Source organism: Capnocytophaga sp. oral taxon 326 str. F0382 (genome assembly GCF_000318295.1).
GTDB lineage: Bacteria > Bacteroidota > Bacteroidia > Flavobacteriales > Flavobacteriaceae > Capnocytophaga > Capnocytophaga periodontitidis.
On the sequence record NZ_KB291442.1, the window covers coordinates 7,442 to 25,323 of the forward strand.

The following is a 17,882-nucleotide window of genomic DNA, read 5'->3' on the forward strand; positions in this document are numbered from 1 at the left end:
GACTTTGACAAAGTTTATGATGCAAAAGCGATTGATTATCGGAGTAATCAACTTTGCCAAAGTTGCGAGCCGCACGGGCAGGAAACTTTGGCAAAGTATAGCGATGTAAAATCGAATTTTAGGCTTTTCGGATAGTCTTTATGGTTTTTAGAAGAATAGAGCAACACCAATACCAACGCCGAATTTACCGAATTTTTCGGAATTATTAGTGTTTACTTTTTCCTTAAGGTTCATATAGTCATAGCCTACATAACCTGTAAGAGCAGCACCTTCGTTTACAAAGTAAGCGATACCACCTTTTAATCCAAAGAGAAAACCTCTTGATTTTTGGCTGTCACTGCTTCCTTCTGACTGCCAAGCGTATCCAACTTTAGCACCTACAAAAGGGGCTAATTTACCTCCAATAGGGAAGTAATAATGAGCATTAGGAGCTATAGCAAAACTGTTGGTAGCATCTGAAGCTCCTTTTGTTTTTTCGTGTCGGTATTCTAAACCAAGACCTACAGCCAAGTTGTTGATCACGAAATAGTTCACATTGGGAATAAACTTGAAAGTATTGGTAGTACTTTCTCTTTCAACAGTAATGTTATTACGTTTTTCAGAGCTTGTTAATTTTGCAGATTCATAAGAGAAAGATAAATCAGAACCTACCATCCAGTTTCCTTTTTCAGTTTGTGCGTAGGTAGCGGCTGAAAAAGCGACAGCTACCATCAATAAAAATTTTTTCATATAATTCAATTTTAATGTTTATAAAGGCAAAGATATGGAATAATTACGAATTACAGGCTATGAATTACGAAAAAGTTGGTTTTTTGCCTTTTACTAATGGCAAAAAACAACCATATCCAATTTGTTTTTAAGGCAAAAATTGATATTTTCTTTTAAGTCTGCAAAATCACTATTTAAAATAGTAGCGGTATAGCAAGCCATCATCGGCAAAAGCGTATAACACATTTTGAGTATAGTAAAGTTTTTTGATATTGCTTTCGGCTTCAAACTCTTTTTGCCAAGTATTGCCTCCATCAGTAGTTTTGTAGATAACCTTGCCTGATGATTGCCAGCCTGTATTTTCATCTTGAAAAGCTAAGGATCGTACACCAATAGGAATTTCAAAAGGTAATTTTTGCCAAGAATATCCCCCATCAGTAGATTTGTATATTTTGTTAACTGATCCAGATATTAAACAATAGCCTATTTGATTAGTAGGGAAATTCACATCGACAGCCCTTCCACTTCCATCGGATTCATTTTCAAATACATATTCTGTCCATTGTTCATTATTACCATTACAGAATAGTATTTTAGGTTTGTAATTTCCGTTTTTGATATCCAATCCACCAATCCATATATGGTTTACATCTCTTTTAAAAGCAAGAAATTGATAATCAACAAGATGACGGGTTGTATTAACTTCTCTTATAGGATAAAAATCTTTCCCATTAGTTGATTTATAGACATCACCATCTATTGAGACCACAATGATATTTTTCATTTCATCATCACAAATTACTCTATTGAAAGTAATATTTTCTTTGTAAAAAATTTCTTTTCCACTATTAATAAAAGGGTTAGGAGTTTTTGTTCCTCCAATAGGTACTTTGTATACAACACTAAAATACACATTCAGACCTTCGTGAGAGGGGGTAATATAAAAATCAGAAATATAACTCCATACACCTGTATTTGCCCATTTTTCCCAAGTGATACCATTATCTTTGCTAAAAACCACAATATTTCCAGAGGATTTATCCCGTACTTGTGTACTATATATGTAATCTCCTATGATTTGGGTTTTTACATTATATAAATCTTCAGCATTGGCTACATCCCATTGAGTTTTTACCCATTGTCCTACGACTTTATCAATGATACCTATTTTTTGTTCATAGTCATTGGTTACTTTGTTGTCTACCACAGTTTTTTCGCCAAAGTAGAATTTCAACTCTGGCAAATAGGTACTACTGCGGGGTAATACAAGGGTGAGTTTCTTGCCATCGGCTGAAACTGAGGTGATAGTAGCTTCAGTATTTCCAAAAGTTACTTTACATTGTTCTTTTTTAGGGAAATTTTCGCCTAAAATATCCACGCTATCACCTGCATAGCCGTAGTTTTTGCTATACGAAGTGATCACAATTGCTTTTTGTTCAACGGGTGGGGTAACATTGCCGTTACCGTTCCCATTTCCGTTTCCATTGTTAGGGTTAGAATCATCTTTGCTACAAGAGGTGAGTAGTAAGAGCACTAAGCCTACTGCTTTTAAAACTTGTTTCATATACATTTTATTTTTAGCGTTTTACATTGCAAAAGTAATATTATTTTTCGTAAACACAACAAAGGCTGTCGCAAAATTTAATTTGTGACAGCCTTTTATTTGCTAATTGACAAATTTTCTAATTTGCTAATTGAATGTTTAGTTCTTTGAGTTGTGCCTCATCGATAGGGGAGGGAGCATCAATCATCACATCGCGACCGCTGTTGTTTTTAGGAAAAGCGATAAAGTCGCGGATAGTTTCTTGTCCGCCGAGGAGAGCTACTAATCGGTCAAAGCCAAAAGCTAAACCACCGTGAGGAGGAGCTCCGTATCGGAAGGCGTTCATCAAGAAGCCAAATTGTGCTTGTGCCTGCTCGGGGGTAAAGCCCAATAGCTGGAACATTTTGGCTTGTAATTCTTGGTTGAAGATACGTATAGAACCACCGCCTACTTCGTTGCCATTGAGCACGAGGTCGTAAGCATTGGCACGTACAGCACCTGGGTTGCTGTCGAGTAACGGAATATCCTCAGGTTTAGGCGAGGTGAAAGGGTGGTGCATTGCAAAGAAACGTTCTTCCTCTTCGCTCCACTCCAAAAGAGGGAAATCTACGACCCAAAGAGGGGCATATTCATCGGGTTTGCGCAAGCCGAGACGCTCAGCAAGTTCCATACGGAGGGCGCTGAGTTGCCCACGTACTTTATTTGCCTTGCCTGAAAGGATACAGATAAGGTCGCCTGCTTGGGCGCCAGTGCGCTTTGCCCACGCTTTGAGGTCGTTCTCGTTATAGAATTTATCTACTGATGATTTGAAACTACCGTCTTCATTGCATTTTACATATACCATTCCGGAAGCGCCTACTTGCGGACGTTTTACCCATTCAACCAAAGCGTCAATCTCTTTCCGGGTGTAGCTGTTGGCACCAGGGACGGCAATACCTACTACTAATTCGGCTTCGTTGAACACCTTGAAATCGCGGTGTTGTGCGAGGTCGTTGAGTTCGCCGAACTTCATACCGAAACGGATATCGGGTTTGTCGTTGCCATAAGTTTTCATCGCCTCGGCGTAGGTCATACGAGGGAAAGCCCCGAACTCTAAGCCTTTGAGTTCTTTGAGGAGGTGTTTTGCCAATCCTTCAAAGGTCTGGATAATGTCCTCTTGTTCTACAAACGACATTTCGCAGTCTATTTGGGTAAACTCTGGCTGACGGTCGGCGCGAAGGTCTTCATCACGGAAGCATTTTACGATTTGGAAGTACTTGTCTAATCCGCCTACCATTAGCAACTGCTTAAAGGTCTGTGGTGATTGTGGAAGTGCATAGAACTCACCTGCATTCATACGGCTAGGCACCACGAAGTCGCGAGCGCCTTCGGGTGTTGATTTGATAAGTACAGGGGTCTCTACCTCTATAAAGCCTTGTTCGGATAGATAGTTGCGCACCATTATACCCACTTTGTGGCGGAAAATAAGGTTATCGCGCACAGGGGTACGGCGTATATCGAGATAGCGGTACTTCATACGGAGGTCTTCACCGCCATCGGTATTATCTTCAATGGTAAAAGGAGGAAGTTCGGAGTGGTTGAGCAAAGTAAGTGCTGTAACGAGGATTTCCACTTCTCCGGTAGGAATATTTGTGTTGGTTGCCTCGCGTTTGATCACAGTACCTTGAATTTGAATCACGTCCTCACGAGAGAGGGTTTTAGCCTGCTCGAAGACTGTTTTATCAGTGCGTTCTTCATCGAATATAAGCTGGGTAATACCATAGCGGTCGCGTAGGTCTACCCAAATCATAAATCCCTTGTTGCGGACGCGTTGTACCCATCCGCTGAGGGTTACTTGTTGTTTTTCGTGAGAGAGTCGTAGCTCTCCACAAGTATGCGTTCTGTACATTTATTTTAATTATGAATTAGTGCTATTTCTTAAATAATTCAGAGTGGGAACCTACTCTTACCAAGTAAATTTCATTTTGTTCCTCATCATATTGCAACCAAATTATCAATAAATCAGGTAGGATATGACATTCTAAATGACCTTTATAATTACTTGTAAGTTTGTGGGGTCTCATATAATCAGGGAGAGCCTCAACTCCTCCTTTTTTAACAATGTGATAGTGTCAGTAATCTTCTTTACTTTGGTCTCATCATTAAGGAGTTTTTTAAAATCCTTTTTGAAAAGTCCTGTATAGTATATTTCATATTTAAATGTTTCTTCTTCCATAGTTAGTTTTTAAGAGATTCCATTAATTCCTCTACGGTTGCATAGCTCTTCTTGTTTTTATCTTTAGCCATAGTTTCGGCTTCTTTTATAGCTTGTAGAGTAAGATCATTAGGAATATAGCTCTCTTCTTGAGGGAAGTTATATTCAAAATCAATGTTCATTTCTTTGAATAGGGTAGTTAGTACATTGATTTGATTTTGAGTTTTAGGATAAACTAATAGACACATAATATTCAATTTTTAAGGTTTTTACTTTTGATACTCTTCCAATTCCTTAGTGAGTGTATCTACATAGGGTTGATGTTTTTGTTTATAGATAAAAGAGATATAATGGTTGCCTATATGGATATTAGGGATAACTCTATTACTTATGAGTAAATTTTTAGGGTTTACTTTTGTGAATAGGGTATGAAAAAGATAACTTCTAAAATGTTGGGGTGAAATAAAATGATGTTTATCACTATTCCTATAATAGATAGGGGCATTATCAGCATAGTAATACAATATAACATCTCTATCAGATAGATATTCTTCAATTTTCTTAATAATGAAAGAAAATACTTTCAAAGGATTTGTGTCTTTCTTATGTTCTTTAAGAGCTAAAGAAATTTCAACCACAGGAAATGCAATGTTAGCATTGGGTTTGTACTCAGAAAAATTTAAGGAATACAAATTGCCTCCTTCAGTTTTAAAAAGAATGTCTACCTCTAAGTTCACAGTTAAATAGCTATATAATCTTCTTCTTTATATATTTTTTTCATTATTTCTTCTTTACGCTTCCTTGCTCTCTCAGCAAGTTCATCCATAAAAGCTAATAACTTTTCACTGGGGTTTCTAATCTCTATAGTCTCTGCATTATGGGATTTATGCACGACTACTCTTTCATTTACTTTTTCTTTTTCCATTGTTATCTCTTTTTTTAATGCTATTTAAATTTTGCTAATTGAGCAAGAATTCCTCTTCCTCATTGCTTTTAATGCCTAAGGCTTCGTATATGTACTTGAAGGTGGAGAGCAATTTAGGTTTGCCATCAATGAGCGCTACATCGTGTTCAAAGTGGGCAGAAGGCTTGCCGTCGGCAGTGAGGATTGTCCAACCGTCTTTAAGTTGGCGTATGCTCTTGGTGCCCATATTAATCATAGGCTCTATAGCCACGACCATTCCGTCTTTAAACTTCTTACCATTACCGCGTTTGCCGTAGTTGGGCATTTCGGGGTCTTCGTGCATTTTGCGCCCTACGCCGTGCCCAACGAGTTCGCGCACTACTCCATAGCCGTGTGCCTCACAGTGTTGTTGTATAGCGTGTCCCACATCGCCTACACGGTTGCCCGCACGAAACTGACGGATACCTATATACAGCGATTCTTTCGTTACGCGCAATAGTTCTTTTACTTCGGGGGCTACTTCGCCTACTTCAAAAGTATAAGCGTGGTCGCCATAGTAACCGTTTTTCAGTGCCCCACAGTCTATCGAGATGATGTCGCCTTCTTGTAGCGGACGGTCGTTAGGGATGCCGTGCACTACTTGCGCATTAGGGCTCATACATAGGGTGTTAGGGAAGCCATACAAGCCCAAAAATCCTGGGATAGCCCCTTGACTGCGGATGTACTCTTCGGCGATTTTATCTAAATATAGGGTGGTTACCCCTGGTTTTACTTCTTTTGCCATTATCCCCAAAGTACGTGATACTACTTGGGCTGCTTGGTGTAGTAGTTCTATTTCTTCGGCTGTTCTAATGTGAATCATTTGTAATAACGAATTACGAAAGACGAATTACGAAAGTTTTGTCATTCGTAACTCGTCATTCGTAATTAGATTTCTATTTTTTGAATTGTATTAGTAAATTGGTAGTGGAGCTGTCGTGAGCAGAGAGTTCAGTAGTGGCAAGGTCTTTAAGGATTTTGCTTGCCAACTGTTTGCCGAGCTCTACGCCCCATTGGTCGTAGCTGTAGATGTTCCAAATCACACCTTCTACAAATATCTTGTGCTCATACATAGCGATAAGGCTACCCAAACTTTCAGGGGTGAGTTTATCGATGAGGATAGAGGTTGTAGGGCGGTTCCCTGTAAACACTTTGAAAGGCACTAAGGCTTCGTTTACCTTGTCGCCCATTTCTTTGCGCACTTCGGCTTCGGTTTTACCTTTCAAAAGGGCTTCGGTTTGTGCAAAGAAGTTAGCCATTAGCTTGTTGTGGTGGTCGGTATTGCCGTGCAATGAGTGTTTAAAGCCAATGAAATCAGTAGGTATCAATTTAGTACCTTGGTGAATGAGCTGGAAGAACGCGTGTTGAGAGTTAGTTCCTGGTTCACCCCAGATGATTACCCCAGTTTGATAAGGGATAGGGTTGCCATCACGGTCGGTTTGTTTACCGTTACTTTCCATTATACCTTGTTGTAGGTAAGCTGCCAAGCGGTGCAAATACTGAGTATAAGGAATGATAGCTTGACTTTCGGCTCCGTAGAAGTTGTTGTACCACACGCTGAGCAATGCCAAGACTACCGGAATATTCTTCTCAAAAGGAGCAGTGCGGAAATGCTCGTCCATAGCGTGAGCTCCTTTGAGCAACTTATCAAAATTGTCATAGCCTACTGATAGGGCAATGCTGAGACCTACGGCACTCCACAACGAGAAGCGTCCGCCTACCCAATCCCACATAGGGAATACATTATCAGGGTCGATACCGAATTTGTCAATCTCTTGCAAGTTAGTAGATACCGCTACAAAGTGTTTAGCGATATCTTTTTCGCTACCCGATTTGAGGAACCATTCTTTTACAGTAAGTGCATTGGAAAGGGTTTCGAGCGTTGTGAATGTTTTAGATACAATCACTATCAAGGTAGTTTCGGGGTTGAGGTGCTTGATAGTTTCGAGCACGTGGTCGCCATCTACATTGCTAATGAAATGTACGTTGAGGTGATTCTTATAGAATTTAAGTGCCTCAGTTACCATTGCCGGACCTAGGTCAGACCCACCGATACCAATATTCACCACATCGGTAAAGGCTTTACCGCTATAACCTTTGCGTTTGCCACTGATGACCTCTTCGCTGAACTGTTTGATTTTGTGTTTTACAGCTACTACTTCGGGCATTACGTTTTTGCCATCTACGTTTATCACGCTATTTTCGGGCGCGCGAAGGGCGGTGTGCAAAACCGCACGTTTTTCGGTGTTGTTGATAAGGTCGCCACCGAAGTACTTTTCGATAGCATCTTTAAGATGACATTCGTCAGCGAGTTGCACGAGGAGTTTCATAGTTTCCTCATCGATGCGGTTTTTAGAATAATCTACGTAAAAGTCGTGCCATTTGATAGTGAATTTTTCACCGCGAGCAGGGTCTTTCTCGAATAGAGAAAGCGTATGGCGGTCTTTTACTTCAGTAAAATGTTTTTGCAATGCTTTCCAAGCATTGGTTTGTGTTGGATTACTATTTTTTAACATTTTAAAAATAATTATATTAGTTGTTAGTTATCAGTTATTAATTATAAATTGTGTTTCAGACTGCAAAGGTATAAAATAATCGCAAAACACGAAAAATAACTTGTCTTAAAGAAATACTCTATCTATTGCTTCTTTTAGTCTTTTTATTAATGGCAAATTAGGACTTTTAACAGCTTGAGTGTATAATTGGGTATCGCTAATCTTTGGTAGAACATATTTTTTTGAATACCCCTGAAAATTGAAAATCTCTCGAGGAGTAAGCCTACGAATGCCAAAATCATCTCGTACAAAAGTATTTTTTATAACACTCATTTGTAATGATATACTAGCATTAGGCAACAGGGCATATACTTTTGATGATTTTATTTGGTAAAGAGTATCTTTACACTTCATTTCTCTCATCAATTCTATTGAAAAAGCCGAACTGAGCTCTATATAATAGCAATCCCATTGTTTACCTTTTTCCAAAAAATCATTAATAGTACGACTTGTTGGCATTCTTTCTGGAAACTGAAACGCTTTCTGCTGTTTTATACTCATTTTGTCTAAGACAACAATAAAAACTGATTCTTTATCCATCGGTATATCAACATACTCCTTAGGGCTCATCAGCTGGTAATAAGTGTGATAATCTTTACCTTCAAAAAAAGAAAGTAACTCCTTTAATGTTTTTCCCTTTGTATCGGTCAAAAGCCCTTTCTTACCTTCTAACAACATTACTTTAGGACGTGATGCTAATAACTCAATCTCTTTTTGAAACGCTTCTATACCGAAGATTTTGTATGTAGGTATTTTCTCCTCTTCTAATAAGTCAAAATATCTAAATTCAGTAGGTTTCATAATAGCTAAGCCACTTAATCTCCTAATTTATCCAATTGTTCTTTCAGCGGTTTGATAAACTCTAAATACTTTGCTTTTAGCTTGGCCTCTATAGGCACCGAGTCAGGTAGTTTTTCTTTCAAGGGGTCTACTTGCACACCATTTTTCCAGAAGCGATAACACACGTGAGGGCCTGTTGCTAAACCGGTACTTCCTACCAGTCCAATCACTTCACCTTGAGCTACGTGTTTCCCTTTACGGGCTAAGATTTTTGACATATGTAAGTACTGTGTTGTATACATATTGTTGTGGCGCACTTTCACATAGTTACCATTGCCTGAACTATAGCCTGCTTCTATCACGGTACCTGCAGCAGTTACGCGTATAGGGGTACCCGCAGGAGCGGCATAATCAGTACCAAAATGCCCTTTCATACGGTGAAGCACAGGGTGAAAACGCATTCCAAATTTAGAAGTAATACGGAAGATATCCAAAGGTGATTTTAAGAACATACGTTTCATCATATTGCCGTTCTCGTCGTAATAGCCATTTGTACCTTTGATAGAATCGGTGGTAAAATTGAAAGCGTAATACGCCTTACCTCCCCACTCAAAATAAGCGGCTTTTACTTTTTCAACACCTGCATAGATGGTGTCGTCTACATAGCGTTCGTCGTAAATAATTTTGAATTTATCGCCTTTTTGCAAGCGGAAGAAGTCGATAGTATAATCGAATATTTGGCCTAATTGATAGGTAGCATTTTGGCTAATTCCAGCATTTTGTGCATCGACAGTAAGGTTGTTTTCAATTTCACCTTTTATAGCTTTTTCTTTTATAGAAACTTTTCGTTCAGCGTTATAAGCGTGGATAGAATCGGTGAGTCGCACAACGATATAATTTACAATATCGGGTTGATAGACGAAGCTATGAGGTGTATCGGGGTGTTTTTTGTCGAATAAAAAAGCATAAGGATGCCCTACGCGGAAATCCTTAGGTTTGATAAATTCCTTAGTTACCTCGGTAATATGATGGATTTCGTTTGCACCGATATGCTGTTCTTCAAGGAGTTTGCCAAAAGTATCTCCTTGTTTGAGGGTGTCTTTCACAATGTTGTAGTCGTTGAGGTTGAAGCCAAACTCATACACGGGAGGTTTAGGGGCTTCGGTAGTGGAAGAGGCAGTAGTTTTTTCGGTTTTAGAGGTGCGGTCACAAGCCGTAAAAAGTGATAGAGAGCTGAGTAGTGAAAGGTAATATATTTTTTTCATTCTAATTGTTTTAGTAAAAAGATTGCAAATAGTGCGCCAAAGGTAAGAATAATTTGTCAATTAGCAAATTTGTCGATTAGCAATTTTGCTTCTAAAAATATTTTGTCAATTCATTAAAAGTTTGTAATTTTGCTCGTCTAAAAATATATTTTGAATTATATAAACCTTTTATGACTCTTACTTTAGCCTCTTTAAAAATAGGACAAACAGCTGTTATTGTGGGGTTTGCCCCTGAATGCCGACAAGAAGTGCGACAACGCTTACTCGACTTAGGCTTTGTGCGCGGCTCAAAAATTAAGATAGAAAATGTGAGTCCGCTTGCCGACCCGATTGCTTATACTATTCATCATACCCAAATTGCTTTGCGCAAGAGTGATGCACTTTGTGTGCTGATTCAGGTGTCAGGGGATAGGGCATAGGGGATAGGGGGTGTTCAAAAAAAATGATTGATTATCAAAATAATAAAAAACAAATCAAACGAGCTATTTAACGGCTTGTTGTGTTATGACTATGAAAAATACTTGCGATACTTGTGCTCTTAATCCTTCAGCTTCCTTAAAACCTTTAGGGGAGGAGGCGGGCACTTACCACTATACCATCGCTCTTGCAGGAAATCCTAACACCGGCAAGAGTACCGTTTTTAATGCGCTCACAGGGTTGCGTCAGCACACAGGTAACTGGCCAGGTAAAACCGTTACCCGCGCTGAGGGGAGTTTTTCCTTTCACGACCAGCGTTACCGCATTATCGACCTGCCAGGTACTTATTCGCTGCTCTCTACCTCAGAAGACGAGGAAGTAGCGCGCGATTTTATCCTCTTTGGCAAACCCGATGTAACTGTGATAGTAGTAGATGCGAGCAGACTGGAACGCAACCTCAGTTTGGCACTCCAAATACTGGAAATCACTGATAAAGCTGTGCTTTGCCTCAACCTGATGGACGAAGCACGCCGGCATCATATCACTATTGATACGCGTACTCTTTCTCGCGATTTGGGTATTCCTGTGGTGGCGACTTCAGCACGTACTAAAGAAGGGATTGCCGATTTGCTTTTTGCTATTGAAGATGTAGTAAGTGGTAAATTTCAAACCAAAAAACAGACTTACATAGATCTTCCTAAAGAAAATGCTGAAGCTATTGCTGAACTGCAATCGGCACTTTCTGAACTCAACCCCGATTTGCCAAATACTCGTTGGCTTGCTATGCGACTCATTGAAGGTGATGAGAGCGTGCAAAAAGGGGTTATAGCAGGCACTTTTTCAGCTGAAAATAATCCCGAAAAACAAGCACGAGTGCTGCGTATAGCCGATGAGTATCACAAGATTTTAGGCGATACCTACCGCAATGATTTGGTGGAGGCGATTTACGCTGAAGCTACGAAGCTGATTAACGCTTCGGTGAGTACTGATTTTTCGGCGCGTTCTTTCCGTATCGATCGTGCGATTGATAGGGTAGTTACCCATAAAATTTGGGGTTTTCCTATTATGTTTTTGCTGTTGGCAGGCGTGTTGTGGATTACTATTATCGGGGCTAATTATCCCTCACAATGGCTTTCGGATGTGTTTGTAGGGTGGCTTTATCCGCTTTTGAAAAATGGAGCCAATGCCTTGCACTTTCCTTGGTGGCTCAGCGGTTTTCTCATCGATGGGGTATATTTAGCCACCACGTGGGTGATTTCGGTGATGTTGCCTCCAATGGCGATATTCTTCCCTTTGTTTACTCTTCTTGAAGATTTTGGTTACTTACCACGTGTGGCTTTCAATCTCGACAAGCTCTTCCGCACCGCGGGCGCTCACGGCAAACAAGCCCTTACAATGAGTATGGGCTTTGGCTGTAATGCTGCAGGGGTAGTAGCGACACGCATTATCAACAGTCCGCGTGAGAAACTGATAGCCATTATCACCAATAACTTCTCGCTTTGCAATGGGCGTTGGCCTACCCAAATACTTATTGCGACCTTGTTCATTGGGGCATTAGTTCCCAAACAGTGGAGCGGTACAGTTGCGATGCTCGCTGTGATAGGCATAGCAGTGTTGGGCATAGTATTTTCATTCCTCACCTCGTGGCTGTTGAGCAAGACCCTCCTCAAAGGAGAATCATCATTTTTTGTATTGGAATTGCCGCCATATCGTCCGCCTCGTTTTTTTCAAACACTCTACACCTCACTTATTGATAGAACCCTTATCGTACTTTGGCGTGCTATTGTGTTTGCTGCCCCTGCAGGAGCAGTGATATGGCTGATATGCAACTTGCAAATAGCCCAGCAACCCATTGCGCTTTGGCTTATACAAGGCTTAGACCCTATAGGTGTGTTTATAGGTTTGAACGGAGTGATTTTGCTCGCCTATATCGTTGCTATTCCCGCCAATGAAATTGTAATCCCTACGGTGCTAATGCTCACCACTATGGTATTAGGGCAAACAGCAGTAGGCGAGGGGGCTGGTGTACTTATGGAAGCCTCCACCTCACAAGTGGGCGTATTGCTACACGCTGGTGGATGGACACTCCTCACGGCTGTAAATCTAATGCTTTTCAGCTTGTTACACAACCCTTGTAGTACGACTATCTACACTATTTACAAAGAAACCCACAGCAAGAAATGGACACTTATTGCTACCCTGTTGCCTGTGCTCTATGGGATAGTGGTGTGTTTTCTCGTCGCACGAATTTTTGGTTAAAAAACATTAGAAAGATGAAGCAAGTTACCCTATTTTTAGTATTGTTAGCATTCAGTTTAGTAGGGAATGCCCAGCCTTTTCAGATTCAAAAAATGAAAGATTTTAGTAAAATAAGTTTTAAAGATTGGCAACCCGATACTTCTGTATTTTGTGGAGGGTCGAGTACTTATTTGCGAAAAGGAGATGATAAAGTGCAAATACTTATAGACGAACGAATAAAACAGATAATGTTCAGCAGTGTTGTACAGCCTTATAGGTATGTGTATCAGTATGATGTTCATAGTAATAAACTTATAAAAAGCACTATATTTTTTTATGATATGCTTGTAGGGAAGACCTATCATTACGGCGCAAATGGGAAGATTACTAAAGAAGAAGATTGGGATGCCCCTTATAAAATATCTATTGATGAGCTAAAAACTATTTGCAAACAGAAATTCCATCTTGATTTGATGGATGTCTCCTTGAAGTTAGACGTTCGTAGAGCAAATCATCAAAAACCTGTTTATGTTATTTGTATTCCAGCTCCTTATAGAAGAGGACCAGAAGGGAAATACATCACTTTGAGTGCAGATAATGGAACAGTCCTTTTTGAGAAAGAAATTCATTCTAAAGCAGAATTTAAAGCGTGTTTAAATGAAATTTACGGTATTTCAGAAGAATAAAAGGTTAATAGTTAATGAACAATTAGCTCTGCAAAGTGTTACCATCATCGGATTTAAAACATTCACCTCTCTCGCGGACTTCCTTCAAAGAGAGAGATGCGATGTAAAAGCAACAACATTCTGTTAATCAAGGATTATTATTTTTCAACTCTTGCCCCATATTGTAATAAAAGGTTTATAGCTTCGCAAGTGTTGTAGAACAAAAACATATTTTTAAATAGCAATTATCCAGCCTAATATAAAAAATAATACCCATATAATATGTAACCCCCAAACAATGATTGCCCTATCAGCATCTCTTATCTTCTTTTGCCAAAGGTATAATAATAAAGAACAAATCACTACATACACCCCAAACAATATGTAATACACTTGATATTGCCACATAGGTGGTTTGTATATTTCATAATCCATTCGTTGCATCAGATTTTCTGTATCAAACCAAACTCCAGCCATCCAAGAAAACTGAAATATCGCAAAGATATTGTAAATCCAAAATAAAAATACAATTTTATATAGTTTCATTATTTAGAACTTTTTCTTCATTAGACCTTACAAAAAAGACATCTCGGTAACATCCTTTTTAGCCCAATATACGCATTTTTTACCATCTATTTAGTTCTCTTATTCCTTAACTGTTCCATTCTAATTTCTTTAAATTTTGTATAAAAGACAAAATTTTCAGGAAGCAGTTCTTCATCAATATGCCATTCTATAGTATCTCTTTGTCTGAAAATATAGAAACATTCATAAGGAAAATCATTAACAAATTTGAAATTCAAAAAAGGATATGCTTTAGCATTATTGAGATATGCTTTAGGTATTGATGAAAAAAGAGTATCTGCATTGAAAGGGATATCTACTAAGATAGAATTTTCAAGCTGAACGTCCCCATCATAATTTTCTTCATAGATTAGATACCTATTTTTAGTAATTTCAACTATTTCAAATTCCTGTTTGCCAACATATAAAGGAATCTCGGGCTCTACATAAAAATATTTAATCTTTAAAATGCTATTTTCATTGGATTTTTGTGCTTTCTCTATGGTATTTTTGTCGCTTTTCTGTTGTTTAGTAGAACAAAAAAAGAGTGAAAAAGCCATTAGTAATAAGTAAAATTTCATCTGTTTAGGAATTTAAAAGGTAATACGCTGACAAAGGTAATGATTTTTTAGTAGAAATCAAAAAGTTTTTTCTAATGAGAAGAGATAATTCAATTAACAATTAAGAATTAACAAAGGAGGTGTGGAGGGATTGGCAGCTGGCGCTGCTGGATTTCACGAATTGTGGGGCAAAATGGGGGTGATTTATAGAGAAAAGCCCACGAATTTCACGAATTTTCACGAATTTGGGATTGTATAAAAGTCTTTGTTTTGTATTATCTCACGAATTTCACCTGATGGTGAATTATTAGAATTACTGTACCCATAAAAAAGGGTTTATACAGATTTCTAAAACCTCTTTAGCACTAATATACTCATTAAATGTTATGAAAATAACAGCCATTATCATAGGAAAATAATAATACCATAGAAATATTACTATAGGAAAAACATAGTAACTATAGCCACTAATATTGCATTTTTTTAATATATACTTGATTATTTTGAAAATAATAAAATGCAAACACGAAATCCAAATAAGTAAAAAACATAGTTTGATCAAGTATTTAAAGGAAAAATTACTTGTGAACTCTACAATATCAGGTTTGATAGAGAATAGGTATGATAAAAATTTAGTGCTGAAAAAGCTACTACTTTCTATATAAGCAAAGAATATTTTTATCATTAAAAGAGTGAGTACTATTATGTACAAAAAGTCACTCATTATTTTTTTGGGGGGATAAAACATATATTTCATTATAATACACTATCTACAATTTCTTTTATCCTATTGGCTGTAAGGATTCCTTTTCCCTTTTTCTCTATTTCTTCTAATTCTTCAATAATCGCTTTAAAAGAGTAAAGTATTTTATTCAGCTTGTTGATGTCGCCAAAAATTTCAATGTAGACATAAGTCTTAGCAATTATTTTTATTTCAAAATCTATCCAATCCTTATCATTGTCTCTGCCCCAAGGTTTGCTTGCTTTTAAAAAATCACCATAATTACTTATATCAGCCTTTAAAATCCAGCCAGGATTATCTAACATACCAATAGAAATACCCTGCTCGTGCTCCCAATCTCCATCTATTTGACTCATCGTCCAATTTTGTAACCAATCTATTATATTACTCATAAATAGTTTTACTTTTTAAATTTCTAAAGAGAATGCACTTCGTCAATATCGGCTATAAAACCTTTAAAAATTTCATTATATATGCTATTTTTTTCATTATTTTTTGCTGAATAAACGTATTCTTTGATAAAAGGATCTCTTTTAAAACATAAAATAATATACAAAAGCGTTTCAAGTTCTTCTACAGAAGATATATCATTCAGCAATTTTAGATAAACACTTTTGTTGGCTTCCATATAGGCTATAATTGAGGGTAAAAGAGGAGCTTCCCTACCTACTGAAGTAGGCACAAAGTACTCAAAAGGCTCTATTTCAGTATTATATTTAATTATTATATGCTCGCCTTGTGCATTTCTGTCGTTACCATTGAATATTTCAAAAATGATATTTAGGAGTTCAAGTCTGTTGTTTGTAATAGTTACCAATTCATTAAGAAAAGGTAGTATATAAAAACAGCTTTCGGATAGACCTCCTTGTATAACAATCTGGTTGTCTAATTGCCAATATGCGATATTTCTTTTGTGTGGATCATCATCAATAAGGTTGTTCAATATATCAGCTATATTGTAATCTATAAAGCCTAAACGATCTTTTAGCGTTCTCCACGCTACCTTTCTGACGGAACTTAATATAATATCTAATGGTTTATTCATATCAATTGTGTTTTAACGATGTAGAAAAACGCATACAAAGTCGGTGAGCTGGCGCTGCATAGAGAAAAGCTCCCACGAATTTTTCACCTGATGGTGAATTAAATGTCTCGTACAAAGTCAGTGAGCTGGTGCAACTGGGTATGTGAAACGCGAATCTGTACTTTTAATGATTGATGGTTAATAATTTTAAAAATGTTGCTCTTGGGATCTCTTCAGCGCCTAAACTTTCTAAATATTCACTGTGAATTTGGCAATCTACTAGGGCGATATGAGAGTGGGATTGTAGGAAGGTGATAAAACCGTACTGTGAGGCGTTGGGTTGCTTGCTAAACATACTTTCTCCACAGAAGATTTTACCCATTTGAAGTCCGTATAAGCCGCCTACAAGGGTTTCGTCTTGCCATACCTCTACCGAATGTGCAATACCTTGCTGATGGAGGGTTGTATAAGCTTCTATGAGTTCGGGGTGAATCCAAGTGCCGTGTTGGTCTTTGCGGGGCACTGTAGCGCATTGCCGCATTACTTCGGTAAAACAACGGTTGTAGGTAACGCGATAAGGTGCTTTGCGGAGGAGTTTGCGCATATTTTTGCCAATGTGCAGTTTTTCGGGGAAAAGCACAAAGCGAGGGTCGGGACACCACCATAGTACAGGTTCCCCCTCATTATACCAAGGAAAAATGCCTTGAGAATAGGCTTCTATGAGTCGGGTAGGGGAGAGAGAACCTCCAAAAGCCACAATTCCTTCCTCCGAAGTGGTATCGGGGGAAGGAAAAGGCGTTTCATCGTTTATTAAGTATATCATTCTTAGAATGGTAGATCGTCTTCGGGTTCAGCAGTTGGAGCACTTTGTGCTGGAGGAGTGCCAAAAGCTTGTTGTGGAGAAGGTTGGAATGATTGTTGAGCAGCTTGAGGTGGGTACTGAGGAGGTACTTGTTGTTGGTACTGAGGGGCTGCTTGCTGATATTGAGGAGGCGCCTGTTGGTATTGTGGTTGTGCATAGCCTTGTGGAGGGTAAGCAGGTTGCCCATAGCCTTGTGGGTAAGCTTGCCCTTGTGGAGGATAGTTTTGTGCCATTTCGGCATTTTCGATACGCCATCCTTGTAAGTTTACAATGTATTTGGTCTCTCCTTGAGGGTTTACCCACTCACGACCGCGAATATTGAAACTGATGCGCACTATTTGTCCTTCTTGAAAGTTATCGAGTAGCGCACATTTTTCCTGTACAAAGTCAAAAGGGATGTACTGAGGGTATTGTTCCTCGGTCATAATTATAACATCGCGGCGTTGGAAGCCATTTTGCCCTACGGTTTGTGTAGGTGTAATTTTGATGATTCGTCCTTGGATATCCATATTGGTATTTTTATTTATTGGTTATTCGTAAATAATGATTTGTAAGGGCAAAGGTAGTACAAATTTAGATATTAGCAAATAGTTTTGTAAAAAAATGTAAATGAATCTAACTCATAATCAACTATTGTTTATTACCTGCTTACTATAGCTGTAAGAAATAATACATATTTTATACGCTCTTTATCACTATTCTAAATAATATTTATACCTTTGCACCAAATTTTAAACTAATTCATTTTACAAATACATTTTTGTATGAAAAATTATATCCAACATTCAGTAAAAGTGATGATAGCTATAACGCTCATCGCTT

Annotated in this window: 21 protein-coding genes; 3 read left to right on the plus strand and 18 right to left on the minus strand. The window is 38.3% G+C overall.

Features of this window, described 5'->3' with window-relative positions; genetic code table 11:
• Positions 1–147: 147 nt before the first annotated feature.
• The 12 genes from HMPREF9073_RS11250 to HMPREF9073_RS11300 all read right to left on the minus strand — a co-directional run bounded on the left by HMPREF9073_RS11250 (position 148) and on the right by HMPREF9073_RS11300 (position 9,988).
• Complete coding sequence (locus tag HMPREF9073_RS11250) at positions 148–729, minus strand: outer membrane beta-barrel protein (protein WP_009413893.1); 582 nt, start codon at positions 727–729, stop codon at positions 148–150.
• 169 nt (positions 730–898) lie between these two features.
• Positions 899–2,272, minus strand: coding sequence for an IPT/TIG domain-containing protein (locus HMPREF9073_RS11255; protein ID WP_232212946.1), 1,374 nt, complete (start codon positions 2,270–2,272; stop codon positions 899–901).
• A 118-nt stretch (positions 2,273–2,390) separates the two neighbouring features.
• Positions 2,391–4,139, minus strand: coding sequence for an aspartate--tRNA ligase (gene aspS, locus HMPREF9073_RS11260; RefSeq protein ID WP_009413895.1), 1,749 nt, complete (start codon positions 4,137–4,139; stop codon positions 2,391–2,393).
• Positions 4,140–4,161: 22 nt separating this feature from the next.
• Positions 4,162–4,314 carry a type II toxin-antitoxin system mRNA interferase toxin, RelE/StbE family gene (locus tag HMPREF9073_RS16590; RefSeq protein ID WP_009413896.1) on the minus strand — a complete coding sequence of 51 codons (153 nt, stop codon included), beginning with the start codon at positions 4,312–4,314 and terminating at the stop codon, positions 4,162–4,164.
• Positions 4,311–4,466 carry a hypothetical protein gene (locus HMPREF9073_RS16595; protein WP_009413897.1) on the minus strand — a complete coding sequence of 52 codons (156 nt, stop codon included), beginning with the start codon at positions 4,464–4,466 and terminating at the stop codon, positions 4,311–4,313. The genes HMPREF9073_RS16590 and HMPREF9073_RS16595 overlap by 4 nt, the downstream gene beginning before the upstream one ends.
• A gap of 2 nt (positions 4,467–4,468) precedes the next feature.
• Positions 4,469–4,693 (minus strand): hypothetical protein, encoded by a 225-nt coding sequence (locus tag HMPREF9073_RS11270; RefSeq protein ID WP_009413898.1) that lies wholly within the window; start codon positions 4,691–4,693, stop codon positions 4,469–4,471.
• Between the two features lie 21 nt (positions 4,694–4,714).
• On the minus strand, positions 4,715–5,182 hold the full coding sequence (locus HMPREF9073_RS11275; RefSeq protein WP_009413899.1) for a hypothetical protein: 468 nt from the start codon (positions 5,180–5,182) through the stop codon (positions 4,715–4,717).
• A 2-nt stretch (positions 5,183–5,184) separates the two neighbouring features.
• Positions 5,185–5,370 (minus strand): hypothetical protein, encoded by a 186-nt coding sequence (locus tag HMPREF9073_RS11280; protein ID WP_009413900.1) that lies wholly within the window; start codon positions 5,368–5,370, stop codon positions 5,185–5,187.
• 34 nt (positions 5,371–5,404) lie between these two features.
• Positions 5,405–6,211, minus strand: a complete 807-nt coding sequence (map, locus tag HMPREF9073_RS11285) for a type I methionyl aminopeptidase (protein WP_009413901.1) — start codon at positions 6,209–6,211, stop codon at positions 5,405–5,407.
• A gap of 73 nt (positions 6,212–6,284) precedes the next feature.
• Positions 6,285–7,904 (minus strand): glucose-6-phosphate isomerase, encoded by a 1,620-nt coding sequence (pgi, locus tag HMPREF9073_RS11290; protein ID WP_009413902.1) that lies wholly within the window; start codon positions 7,902–7,904, stop codon positions 6,285–6,287.
• A gap of 105 nt (positions 7,905–8,009) precedes the next feature.
• Positions 8,010–8,744 (minus strand): DNA cytosine methyltransferase, encoded by a 735-nt coding sequence (locus HMPREF9073_RS11295; protein ID WP_009413903.1) that lies wholly within the window; start codon positions 8,742–8,744, stop codon positions 8,010–8,012.
• Positions 8,745–8,758: 14 nt separating this feature from the next.
• A complete protein-coding gene (locus tag HMPREF9073_RS11300; protein WP_009413904.1) occupies positions 8,759–9,988 on the minus strand; it encodes a peptidoglycan DD-metalloendopeptidase family protein in 1,230 nt (409 codons plus the stop codon).
• 170 nt (positions 9,989–10,158) lie between these two features.
• Here HMPREF9073_RS11300 and HMPREF9073_RS11305 point away from each other — a divergent pair, with 170 nt between their 5' ends.
• The 3 genes from HMPREF9073_RS11305 (at position 10,159) to HMPREF9073_RS15295 (ending at position 13,329) form a co-directional block, all read left to right on the plus strand.
• Positions 10,159–10,407: a FeoA family protein gene (locus HMPREF9073_RS11305; protein ID WP_009413905.1), complete on the plus strand. Its 249-nt coding sequence runs from the start codon at positions 10,159–10,161 to the stop codon at positions 10,405–10,407.
• A gap of 91 nt (positions 10,408–10,498) precedes the next feature.
• Complete coding sequence (gene feoB / locus HMPREF9073_RS11310) at positions 10,499–12,664, plus strand: ferrous iron transport protein B (RefSeq protein ID WP_009413906.1); 2,166 nt, start codon at positions 10,499–10,501, stop codon at positions 12,662–12,664.
• Between the two features lie 14 nt (positions 12,665–12,678).
• Positions 12,679–13,329 carry a hypothetical protein gene (locus HMPREF9073_RS15295; RefSeq protein WP_009413907.1) on the plus strand — a complete coding sequence of 217 codons (651 nt, stop codon included), beginning with the start codon at positions 12,679–12,681 and terminating at the stop codon, positions 13,327–13,329.
• A gap of 213 nt (positions 13,330–13,542) precedes the next feature.
• Here the strand turns inward: HMPREF9073_RS15295 and HMPREF9073_RS11320 are convergent, their stop codons facing one another.
• The 6 genes from HMPREF9073_RS11320 to HMPREF9073_RS11350 form a co-directional block, all read right to left on the minus strand.
• The gene (locus HMPREF9073_RS11320; RefSeq protein ID WP_009413908.1) at positions 13,543–13,854 is read right to left on the minus strand and encodes a hypothetical protein; all 312 of its coding nucleotides are present in this window, start codon (positions 13,852–13,854) and stop codon (positions 13,543–13,545) included.
• A gap of 86 nt (positions 13,855–13,940) precedes the next feature.
• Positions 13,941–14,453, minus strand: coding sequence for a hypothetical protein (locus tag HMPREF9073_RS11325; protein ID WP_009413909.1), 513 nt, complete (start codon positions 14,451–14,453; stop codon positions 13,941–13,943).
• 735 nt (positions 14,454–15,188) lie between these two features.
• Positions 15,189–15,566, minus strand: coding sequence for an Imm53 family immunity protein (locus HMPREF9073_RS11335; protein ID WP_009413911.1), 378 nt, complete (start codon positions 15,564–15,566; stop codon positions 15,189–15,191).
• Between the two features lie 23 nt (positions 15,567–15,589).
• Positions 15,590–16,219 (minus strand): hypothetical protein, encoded by a 630-nt coding sequence (locus HMPREF9073_RS11340; protein WP_009413912.1) that lies wholly within the window; start codon positions 16,217–16,219, stop codon positions 15,590–15,592.
• 163 nt (positions 16,220–16,382) lie between these two features.
• Positions 16,383–17,021: a leucyl/phenylalanyl-tRNA--protein transferase gene (gene aat, locus HMPREF9073_RS11345; protein ID WP_009413913.1), complete on the minus strand. Its 639-nt coding sequence runs from the start codon at positions 17,019–17,021 to the stop codon at positions 16,383–16,385.
• A 2-nt stretch (positions 17,022–17,023) separates the two neighbouring features.
• Entirely contained in the window at positions 17,024–17,569 is a 546-nt protein-coding gene (locus tag HMPREF9073_RS11350; protein WP_009413914.1) for a DUF3127 domain-containing protein, read from the minus strand.
• Positions 17,570–17,882 lie beyond the last annotated feature (313 nt).